Origin of the sequence: Acetivibrio ethanolgignens (assembly GCF_001461035.1) — a bacterium.
Lineage (GTDB): Bacteria > Bacillota > Clostridia > Lachnospirales > Lachnospiraceae > Velocimicrobium > Velocimicrobium ethanolgignens.
In genome coordinates this window covers 112,187-123,583 of record NZ_LNAM01000112.1, presented here as the reverse complement: position 1 = coordinate 123,583, position 11,397 = coordinate 112,187, and the positions used below count along the sequence as shown (strand labels likewise).

At 44.0% G+C, this 11,397-nt stretch carries 8 protein-coding genes; 1 reads left to right on the top strand and 7 read right to left on the bottom strand.

Features of this window, described 5'->3' with window-relative positions; genetic code table 11:
- The 5 genes from rlmD to ASU35_RS06355 form a co-directional block, all read right to left on the bottom strand.
- Positions 1–1,406 (bottom strand): 23S rRNA (uracil(1939)-C(5))-methyltransferase RlmD (gene rlmD / locus ASU35_RS06375; protein ID WP_058352207.1); only part of this gene is annotated, 1,406 nt, incomplete at its 3' end.
- Between the two features lie 16 nt (positions 1,407–1,422).
- Positions 1,423–2,370 carry a 3'-5' exoribonuclease YhaM family protein gene (locus ASU35_RS06370; protein WP_058352206.1) on the bottom strand — a complete coding sequence of 316 codons (948 nt, stop codon included), beginning with the start codon at positions 2,368–2,370 and terminating at the stop codon, positions 1,423–1,425.
- Between the two features lie 11 nt (positions 2,371–2,381).
- Entirely contained in the window at positions 2,382–3,803 is a 1,422-nt protein-coding gene (locus ASU35_RS06365; RefSeq protein WP_058352205.1) for a sensor histidine kinase, read from the bottom strand.
- A gap of 8 nt (positions 3,804–3,811) precedes the next feature.
- Positions 3,812–4,513 (bottom strand): response regulator transcription factor, encoded by a 702-nt coding sequence (locus ASU35_RS06360; protein WP_058352204.1) that lies wholly within the window; start codon positions 4,511–4,513, stop codon positions 3,812–3,814.
- A gap of 11 nt (positions 4,514–4,524) precedes the next feature.
- Entirely contained in the window at positions 4,525–6,906 is a 2,382-nt protein-coding gene (locus ASU35_RS06355; protein ID WP_058352214.1) for an endonuclease MutS2, read from the bottom strand.
- A gap of 172 nt (positions 6,907–7,078) precedes the next feature.
- On the opposite strand from ASU35_RS06355, the gene ASU35_RS06350 reads away from it, so the two are divergent.
- A complete protein-coding gene (locus ASU35_RS06350) occupies positions 7,079–8,326 on the top strand; it encodes a S1C family serine protease (protein WP_058352203.1) in 1,248 nt (415 codons plus the stop codon).
- Between the two features lie 661 nt (positions 8,327–8,987).
- Here the strand turns inward: ASU35_RS06350 and ASU35_RS06345 are convergent.
- Together ASU35_RS06345 and ASU35_RS06340 are read right to left on the bottom strand one after the other, a co-directional pair.
- Positions 8,988–10,163: a S41 family peptidase gene (locus ASU35_RS06345; protein ID WP_058352202.1), complete on the bottom strand. Its 1,176-nt coding sequence runs from the start codon at positions 10,161–10,163 to the stop codon at positions 8,988–8,990.
- A gap of 18 nt (positions 10,164–10,181) precedes the next feature.
- Positions 10,182–11,393, bottom strand: a complete 1,212-nt coding sequence (locus ASU35_RS06340) for a murein hydrolase activator EnvC family protein (RefSeq protein WP_058352201.1) — start codon at positions 11,391–11,393, stop codon at positions 10,182–10,184.
- Positions 11,394–11,397 lie beyond the last annotated feature (4 nt).

Below are 11,397 nucleotides of genomic sequence, written 5' to 3'. Positions count from 1 at the left end.
ACTTCTATCTTAACACTAAAGTCATCACATTTTTTGTGGGTTAAAAGGACGCATGTCTCGACATGCACACTATTTCCAAACATATCGCACGGTCTCACCCGTTTCACCTCATACCCCTGCTCTGTCAGATACTTCAAGTCCCTAGCCAGGGTAGCTGGGTCGCAGCTGACATAGATCACTCGCTCCGGCTCCATCTGCACAATGGTTTCCAGGAGCTTTTCATCGCAGCCCTTCCGCGGTGGGTCAACGACAATGACCTGGGCACGCATAGCACCATTGCTTTGGGCGTATTTCTGAGGAAGTACCTCCTCAGCAGCCCCGACAAAGAATTCCACATTTTCAATGCTATTAATTTCAGCATTCTTTTTCGCATCCGCGATGGCCTGTGGGACGATTTCCACGCCGTAGACCTGCTTTGCCCGCTGGGCAAGGAAAAGAGAAATCGTTCCGATGCCGCAGTAGAGGTCCCAGACTACCTCGTTACCTGTCAGCCCGGCATATTCCAGAGCTGTTTCATAGAGATGGCGGGTCTGGACAGGATTTACTTGGTAGAAGGAAAGTGGGGAAATCTGGTATTTGATATCACCGATGTAATCAGTGATATAGCCCTGCCCCCAGAGCACCTTTACCTGATTGCCAAGAATTACGTTGGTTTTTTCTCTATTGATATTCAGACAGATGCTTGTCATGCCTTCTATTTTTTTCAGCCGCTCCACCAATTTTTCAGAGGCCGGCAGCTCTTCTCCATTTATAATCAGGCAAACCATGATTTCACCGGTAACAAAGCCTACCCGAGTCAGGATATGACGAACCAGCCCCTGATGTGTCTCTTCATTATAAGGCTCGATGTGCTCCTCCTCCAAAAAGGCCCATACCTCGTTTAAAAGCTGTTCGTTTGCCTTTGCCTGGATATAGCAGTGGGAGGTATCTATAATCGAATGAGTTCTGCTTGCATAAAAGCCCGTCACCAGATGTCCTTCCTTATTCCGTCCTACCGGAAACTGAGCCTTATTCCGATAATAAAAAGGCTCCTCCATACCAATAATCGGTTCAAAGACTGCCTCTGGCAGATGAATACCGCCGATTCGTTCAAGACAGCCTCGCACCTTGTTTTCTTTATATTTTAGCTGCTCCTCATACTTCATATGCTGCAGCTGGCAGCCGCCGCATTGACGGGCAACCGGGCACACTGGCTCTGCCCGGGCAGGAGATGGCTCCAGGATTTCTAAAAGTCTGGCATAGCCATAGCTTTTCTTCATCTTCATTACCTTGACCCGCACCCGGTCACCGGTAATCGCATCCTTTACAAAGAGAGCCAGGCCATCAGCACGTCCGACACCCTCACCCTCGGCAGTAATATCTTCAATGATTAGTTCCAGCTCATCATTCTTCTCAATTTTATGCATATTTTCTGATCCCTTTTCAAATACTTGTCCTTCTGATATTGGACTCAAACAGCCGGTTATAGCCCAGCCAGTCATTATTATTCTGATTTTCACCTGATTCAAATATCTCTAGCAGAGTCTGCATCTTGGCATCGGCACTATCAGCGAAATTAAGGGCCAGTGCCTCAGCAATTGCCGGTTTCTTTGGAGAACCGTACTCCAGCTCACCATGATGGGCTAAGATACAATGGCGAAGTTCTGAAGCCAGCTTTTTCGGAAAACCTGGTATCGCCCGGACTGCATTACCGATTAACTCCGCTCCCAGGAAAATATGTCCTAAAAGCTGCCCATCGTCGGTATAATCATTTTCTGGGAAATCTGAGATTTCCCAGACCTTTCCTATATCATGAAAGGCTGCAGCCGTCAAAAGTAAATCACGATTTAATATTGTGTAAGCTCCTGCCATATAGTTACAGAATCGCACAACACTCAAAGTATGCTCCAAAAGTCCGCCAATAAAACCGTGGTGTACACTTTTTGCTGCTGAGTGTTTCTTAAATACCCTGATAAATTCCTTGTTATCTACGAAATAGCCGTCAATCAACCGTTTTAAATGTGGCTCCTGCACTGTTGATAAATATCCCATAAGCTCCCGGTACATTTCCTCAATATCATACTTGGAGGTCGGCATATAATCTGCCGGGTCAAACTCTCCCTCCTGGGCCACCCGGATTCTGCGGATATTCATCTGCAATGCCCCCTGGAAGCTGGTCACCTGACCTTCCACATGAATATAATCCATCTGCTCAAAATGCTCGATTGCATTCGTAAGCTCCCACACCTTTGCATCCACAGTTCCACTTTTATCCTGTAAAAGAAGGGAATAATAGCTCTTTCCCATCTTGGTTTTCTGCACATTTTTTGTCTTGCACAGATAGGTTTCCGAAACCATATCTCCCTCTCTCAAATCACTTAAAAATCGCATTACTTTTCCTCCTAAGCTTCCTCCGGCTCTACTCTTGGAAGAGAAAAGATAAATTCACTTCCAATGCCCTCGGTACTGATTAAATTAATATTTTCATTATGGACACTGATAATTTCCCGGGTAATCGAAAGTCCCAGTCCAGTTCCCTTTTTATCCTTTCCTCTGGAAGCATCGGTCTTATAAAACCGCTCCCATACCTTCTTCTGGCTCTCCTTTGGAATACCAATACCATAATCCTTTACGGAAACCAGCACCTTTTCTCCCTTCTCCTCTGTCCGTACACAGATTTCAGAATCATGGTGGCTGAATTTAATGGCATTATCTAAAAGATTGTAAAGCACCTGCTGGATTTTCCCCATATCCGCCGATACGTAGGTTTCTCTTTCTAAAAATACCAGCTCTATGCTTATATTTTTCTTAAGACAGCTACCTTCAAAGCTTTCAGCCGTCTTTTTTATTACCTGATTAATATCAAAGGTTGTTATATCTAAAAGCACTCCTTTATTTTCAAAACGGTTCAGTTCCAAAAGATTCGTTGTAAGCTTCGTCAGACGCTCTGTTTCAAACAATATGATTTCCAGGTATTTTCCCTGCATTTCCACAGGTATGGTACCATCTAAAATAGCCTCAGCATAACCCTTGATAGAGGTCAATGGTGAACGGAAATCATGGGAAATATTTGCTACAAATTTCTTCTGGTAATCGTCTAGGCTCTTGATTTCGCCAGCCATATAGGAAACAGAGCCAGCCAGAGTTCTATACTCATCATGGGAACCGATTTCCAGTGGATAATCAAAGTTCCCATCGCTGTACTCCTTCGCTGCCTTAGCAATGCTATGAAGGGGTACTACGGTAACATAGAAAAGATATGCCATCACAAAAAGCATCAGCACCATAAAAATAAGAAAACAGATATTAATAATATCCGTATAGTAAATACTCTCACTTGCAATCGCTGCGAGTGGTGTATGCAGTACAATGAAGCCCTTAATCTGATAATTCGTCGTAACCGGGTATACCACACTCAACATCTTTTCGCTGAATATCTTTGGAAAACTATTGTCTTCAGAAAAAGTATTCTCAAGAAAATCTGGATTTAATTCGTTGATATTTACCTGATTTCGCACGATAGACGAATCTCGGGTGTCCAAAATCACTGTACCATCTGTCTGGACAATCCAGATTCGGGCATTTAAAAAAGTGTCTATCGTACCAAGCTGTATCCTTAAGCTTCCTAAAGACAGCTGGTCCATATAATAGTTATTCATATATTCTGAAGAAATAATTCCCGCCTCTTCATAGATCACATCCTTTTTATTTTCCACCAGGCTATGCTGAATTCGGTTGATTCCAAAGGTATTCAGTATTGTAAATATGGATATGCCCATGAAAAGATAGCATACCACAAACTTGACCAGAAGGCTTCGTTTCATGCTCTACCTCATTTCTTTACTTCGAATTTGTAGCCAATTCCCCATACCGTAGCAAGGCCCCACTCTGCATGGTTCTTTATCTTTTCCCGCAAGCGCTTAATGTGTACATCCACCGTTCTGGTATCGCCAATGTACTCATAGCCCCAGATATGGTCCAAAAGCTGCTCTCTGGTAAACACCTGATTTGGATGAGATGCCAGGAAATAAAATAGCTCCAGCTCCTTTGGCGGCATCTCAATGTTTTCTCCCATGTAGGTAACGGAATAGTTGGACTGATTAATAATCAAATCCGTATATTCCACATAGTCGCCGGTCGGTTTCGGCTTCTCTGCTGCCGGAGCCGTAGGAAAGCGGCGGAGTACAGCCTTGACCCGGGCTACCAGCTTTTTGGAGTCAAAGGGCTTTATCATATAGTCATCGGCTCCAAGCTCCAGTCCAAGTACCTCATCAAAAACCTCCCCTTTTGCAGAAAGCATGATAATCGGCACCTTAGAGGTCTTTCGTATCTCCCGGCAGACCTCATAGCCATCAATGCCCGGAAGCATCAAATCAAGCAAAATTAAATTTGGATTATATTCTTTGAATTCCTTTAATGCTTCTTCTCCATCATTTACAATCCTAGTCTCAAAGCACTCCTTTACCAGATACAAAGACACCAGCTCTGCAATATTCTGGTCATCATCTACAATTAATATTTTCTGCTTCTCCATAGTCCCTCCCTTTACTTAAATTCTACAATAGTTACCCCATGGTCGCCCTCACCAAAACCGCCTACCCGGTAGCTTTTTACATATCTCGTTTTCTTCAGATGATTGTGTACTGCATTTCTAAGGGCTCCTGTTCCACGCCCGTGAATAATCGTCACCTGTGGCAGGTGAGCCAGATATGCATCATCCAGGTACTTATCAAGAATCGGCAGTGCCTCATCCACCAGTTTTCCAATCAAATTGAGCTCCGGACTGATATAGGCAGTCTTTGCCATCTTAATCTGACCACTTCCGGTCTTTTTCATATTTGGTCCTGTAATTACCGGTTCATCTATCAGCTCCAAATCCTTAATATTGACCTGGGAGCGAAGAATTCCCATCTGGACAAATAAATCGCCCTTATCATTTGGCAAACTGCTGACTGTCCCATTTAAGTTCATACTGAGGACACGCACCGCATCACCAATCTTAAAATCACTGGCCTTATGCTGCTTCTTCGCCTTTTGCCCTTTCAAAGCCAGCTTAGACTCTGTACTATTAAGCTTATCCCGAAGCTCGCTTCTTTGCTTCTCCATTTCCCTGTTCATGGAGCCATCCTTCATCCACTTGTTGTACTTTCGAATGGACTCGTCAGCAAAATCCTTGGCCTCCTGGATAATCTCTCTGGCTTCCTCATTGGCTCGCCTCAGAATCTTTTCCTTAGCCTCGTCAATCCGCTCATTCTTCTGCTCCAGCTTCTTCTTGAGCCGCTCTACCTCTTCCTTATAACGGGCAATCTCCTCCTGGTCCTTCTCCATCGTTACCCGGCTCTTTTCCAGGTCTGAAATCACATCCTCAAAGCTCTGCTCCTTCTCACCAATCCGCTCCTTCGCATCCGTAATAATATAATCTGGCAGCCCCAGCTTACTGGAAATCGCAAAGGCATTACTCTTTCCCGGAATACCAATCAAAAGCCTGTAGGTCGGCCGCAGCGTCTCTACATCAAATTCGCAGCAGGCATTCTCCACACCCTCCGTCGACAGGGCAAAAATCTTCAGCTCGCTGTAATGGGTCGTTGCCATGGTCCGTATCTGCTTCTTGTGGAGATAAGAAAGAATCGACATTGCCAGAGCAGCCCCCTCCGTCGGGTCAGTACCAGCTCCCAGCTCATCAAAAAGCACCAAAGAGCGGTAATTGGCCTCCTTGATAATCGAAACCGTATTTACCATGTGAGAAGAAAAGGTACTTAAGCTCTGCTCAATGCTCTGCTCATCTCCAATATCTGCATAGACCTCCTCAAAAACCCCCAGCTCTGAGCCATCAAAGGCAGGAATATGAAGCCCCGCCTGCCCCATCAGGGTAAAGAGTCCTACTGTTTTCAGGGAAACGGTCTTGCCGCCAGTATTCGGTCCCGTTACAATCAAAAGATTAAAATCCTTTCCCATATGGATATCAATCGGAACTACCTTTTTATTGTCAATCAAAGGATGCCGTCCCTTTTTTATATTAATATAGCCCTTATCGTTGAATACTGGCTCGGAAGCCCGCATCCCTTTTGATAAAGAAGCCTTTGCAAAAATAAAGTCAAGCTCTGCCAAAATAGTTATATCGTCTTTTAATTCTTGGCAATACTCTCCTGCCTGGTTACTAAGCTCTGCTAAAATCCGTTCTATCTCATCATTTTCCTTTACAGCCAGCTCCCGCAGCTCGTTATTGAGCTTTACCACAGCCATCGGTTCAATAAACAGAGTGGAGCCAGAGGAGGATTGGTCATGAACCATGCCATTAAACTGGCTCTTATACTCCGCCTTTATCGGCAGACAGTATCTGCCATTCCGCATCGTCACGATATTTTCCTGCAGCATGGTCTGGTTGCTGCTGGCATTGACAATCGTATTCAGCTGCTCTCTCACCCTGTCATTCGTCAGCTTGATAGAGCGGCGGATATGCCTGAGTGTTGGGCTTGCATCATCACTCATCTCTTCCTCTGATAAAATACAGCGTTTAATCTCGTTATTTAAAGGTGACAAAGGCTCCAAAAGAGAGAAACGCTCTCTCAGGCTGTCTATGGCAGTCTCCTCCTCGCTTCCTTCACTTCTTCCATAGGATTTTACCCGAAGAGCTACATTTAGTACGGAGCTTACCTGTAAAAGCTCGCCCATACCGAGTACGCCGCCTACCTCTAGACGCATAATCGAGGCACGGATATCCCTTAAACCGGAAAAGGACAAGCTACCCTTCCTTAAAACCCGTGTCAAAGCATCACTGGTCTCCTGCTGGTTGCGACGGATTTCACCAATGTCCGTCATCGGAAGAAGCTTTTTACACCTCTCTCTTCCCAGTTCTGAGCCAGCAAAAGCCACCAGCTTATCAATAATTTTGTTATATTCTAATGTTTTTAATGCCTTTTCGTTCATGTTCTCCTCATTTCTATCACATACTTTTTCAATCTCTGTCCATACCAAATTTATTTTACTCCAAACAGGGAAAAAAAGCAACGTTGGCATGTTTACAATTCATTCATATATTGTTCATAAATACATGGTAAAATATAACTACATTACAATTACGCTTTTGAGAGGATATTGTATGGCAGATAATCATTCCTTTATTAAGGAACAGATTGTTCCAAATAAAAAAAACAAAAGAAAAAAGCTGTTTCACGCTACAGGCACTGCCGCTATCTGTGCTGTTGTCTTTGGAGTGATAGGCAGCTTTGTTTTTACGCTTTCCAGGCCTTATTTTGAGGCTTTAACAGGAGATAAAAATACTTCTGTTTCCTTTACAGAGGAAACCAAAGCCCCGGCTACGCCGACACCCACACCTTCTGCTACACCGGCACCAGAGCCTGTAGAAGTTAAGTTCCCGGAGCTTGACATGGAGCAGGTGGAGGAATTCTACAGCCTTTTATCCGACGCTGCTGTAGCCTTTAATCGCTCTGTTGTCACAGTTTCCAGCGTGATGAAGGGTGTTGACTGGTTTGACAATCCATCAGAGCTTAAGGATGCCACCAGCGGTCTGATGATTGCCAAAACGGATACCAGCCTGTTTCTTTTATCTGCCTACAACCGGATTTCCGATGCCAGCAGCATCCAGATTACCTTTTCCAATGGTACCACCGTAGAAGCCCAACTGAGTGGCTATGACAAGGAAACAAACCTTGCTGTTTTATCTATTGCCCTCACTGATATTCCTTCTTCCATCCGTAAAAATCTGGAGCCTGTTGTTTTGGGTGATTCCTATTACGCCAAGCCGGGTACTCCGGTTCTGGCTCTTGGCAGCCCAAACGGCCAGGTCTATTCCATGGACTTTGGTATGGTTTCCAGCTACTCCATTGACCGCTATATCACAGATAACAAGCTGGAGCTGTTTTATACCTCTATGCTATCTGCTGAGACTGGAGAAGGTGCGATTGTAGATCTGGAGGGTAAGGTTCTTGGTATCATCACTCACAGTGAAGATAAAAATACGGATTTTTGTACCGCCATCGGTATTTCCCGGCTGAAGCCTTTGATTGAAAAGCTGGTAAATAACGAATCCCGGGCCAGTCTTGGTGTTATCGTTAATGATATTCCTTCCGAATACAAGGAATCTATCTCCATAGAAAATGGCATTTATATCTCTACCGTAAACAATAATTCCCCAGCCTTAGATGCTGGTCTTAAATCCGGTGACGTCATACTCCAGGTAGATGACTATGATATCACTGGTGTAACTATGTTTAATAACCTGATTTCCAGCCATCGCCCAAAGGACAGTATCACTCTTTCCATTTACCGTACCTCAAGGGCTGATGATAAGGAAATGAAGGTAACGGTGACTTTAGGGAAGAGATAAATTTTGGTTTGTAGATTTGTTTCGATTTTCAAGAAACGAAAAGAGTGTTGGTATTATAGCTCTTAAGCTAGGACTACAAAGAGCGATAATTCTAGAAAAATGCATATCATTTACTACAGGTGACGAGTACGCGGACATTCGACCTCCTGTCTCAAGTCCGCTCAAAAAACCTCCGTGTTTTTTGCCTCTGTAGGCTATGCATTTTTAAGAATTATCAGCCCTTTTCCGTATAGCTTATTCGCTATAATACCAACACTCTTTTTTCGTCTCCCGAATTTCACAAAATCTACAATCCAAAATTTTCAATCACCCCATAAGTCCATTAGTCTGGTAAAACTAAAGTAGGGTAAATGCTTTTACCAGGCTAGGCTTTTGCGTGGTGTATTAGAAATTTTGATTTTTGCATTGAAAGATTTTGGTAAATGTAAGTTCTTTGATACCAGACAGGTTCTGCAAAGATTTTGCTTGCGATATTGCGGAAGTGAGTTCGAAAATCGCTCCTTAGATGTTCTTAAAATCGAAGGCTTTCCTGAGATTTTATATAGAACATCTTAGGAGAAGTTGAGAAGGAGCGAGCTATCGCAAGCAAAACTTTGCAGAACCCGTCTGCTGTATAAAAGAAATTACAATATTAAATTATTTCAATGCAATAAACCAAAATCTATAACATCTCCTCCAGCACCTCGATTGCCTTTTTAAGCTGGTTATCCTTATCCTTCGGGATAGAAATCATGGTCTTGAGTTCCTTATCAAGCTCCACCTTCACATCTGGCTCAAAACCGCTGCCATGAATGTTATTTCCTTTTGGAGAAAAATATTCGGAGGTTGTAAACTTCACTGCTGTGCCATCCTTTAAATCAAAAATAGACTGTACAATGCCCTTGCCGAAGCTCTTAGTGCCTACGAGCTTGCCAAGTCCGTAGTCACGGATAGCACCCATAAAGACCTCAGAAGCACTGGCACTATTTTCGTTGATTAGTATAACCAGAGGCTTATCAAAAGCTTCCTTATCGGTAGAAGTATAGGTTTCACCTACGCCTGCTTTCGTCTTAGTGCTGACAATGGTACCCTCAGGAAGCATCCTGTCAAGCATATCAACGCAGACGTCCAGGCGGCCACCACCATTATTTCTTAAATCAATAATCAGTGCCTTTTCTCCCTGGTTCTCCAGCTCCTCTAAGGCTTCCCGAAACTGCTTGCCGGTCACCTCATCAAAGGAGGATACAGCAATATAACCGATTTTTTTGTCCAGCAGCTCATGACTGACAGTAGGCACCTCGATTTCCCGGCGTTCCACTGTCACATCAATATACTCATTATCACGGTAGATCTGCATCTCTACGGTGGTTCCGTCCTCACCCTTCATCTTTGCCACAACAGCGGTCAAATCCTCACCAGTAACCTCTTCACCGGCTACCTTATAAACGATATCCCCCGGTAAAAGTCCTGCTTCTGCTGCCGGACTTCCCTCAAAGGGAAGGACAATAGAGATAACTCCGCTCTCCTGATTCTGCATCACCTGAGCACCAATACCACAATATTTTCCGCTGGTTGCTTCCATAAGCTCCTGGTATTCCTCTTCGGTATAATATTCTGCATATTTGTCACCCAGACTATCAACCAGTCCCTTGTAAATACCGTCTGCATACTGGCTTTCATCAACCTCTTCCAAATAATAGGCATCTATGTATTTTTCCAGAATACCTATCTTCTGTATCACCTGCGACTGGTCACCTGACAGGTTCAGGCTCATATTTCCTGTGAGAAGCATGCCTGCAACCAGTACCGCTGATACAGCAACACCACCGGCAAAGCCTGACATCGTTCCTTTTTTCATTGCTTACTGCCTCCAAACTTACTGACTTACATAATTCAACGGATTCTGATAGGCTCCGTTTACAGAAATACCAAAATGCAGATGAGAACCGGTAGAAATACCGGTAGAACCTGCCTCTGCAATTTTTTGCCCCTTACTTACCTGGTCATTTACACTGACATTTAATCTGGAGCAATGCATATATACAGTATAGGTGCTGTTTCCATGATAGAGCATGATATAGTTGCCCGCAGAGGAAGAATAGCTGGAAACCACTACGGTTCCTGCTGCCGAAGCTACAATATCCGTACCTACAGGGACAGCAATATCGATTCCCTTATGATAGCTGCTGGCACCAGCTGTCGGCGATTCTCTGTTTCCAAAGTAAGAGGAAATCCGCCCCGGAACATTCAATGGCCAGCGGAATCCATCTGTCGTATTGTCTACGATTATGTTGCCACCACCATTGTTGGCAGCCTCCTCCCGTTTCCGACGTTCCTCTTCTTCAATTCGCTTTCTTTCAGCCTCTAAAAGCTCCTCAATCAGCTGCTCCTGCTTTTCAATCTGCTCATTGTATTTCTTTACCTCTTCCGAGGCCGCATCAATATTATTCTCGTATTTTTCAATCTCATCCTGCTTATCCTCACGAAGCTTATTTACTGTCTCCTCCTCATAGGCAAGCTCTGCCTTTAGGTTCTCCAGCTCATCCAGTTTTTCCTCCAGAGAAGCTTTCTTTTGTTCTACTTGCTCCTTCATTTCCCTATGCTTTTCGTAAAGCTTCTTATCATACTCGGAAATTTTAGCAATATACTCGGTCCGGTTTAAAAAATCAGCAAAGCTATCCGCCCGGATAAGAAGGTCCAGATAATCTGTACTTCCGTTTTCATACATATATTTTATGCGGAGCTTCATTGTCTCATACTGCTTCTCTTCCTGTTCCTTAGCCGCTAAAAGCTCCTGCCTCGTTTTTTCCAGGTTTTTTTCTGTCTTTTTAAGCTTTACATTCGTTTCATCTATTTCATTCTGCAGCTCATCCAGCTGCTTGTCCAGCTTTTCCACATAAACCAGGATATTGCCCTTTTCCTTTTCCAGGGCTGTAATTTTTTCCTTGGTTTCCTTCTTTTTCTTTTCTAACTCTGCCTTCGCAGACTTTGCATCTGAAATACTTCCGGCAGCGTAAATCTTCCCTGCACTTCCCAGCACAAGAGCTCCTACCAGAGTCCAGATACACAGCCTTTTAAGCCTCTTCATCCCA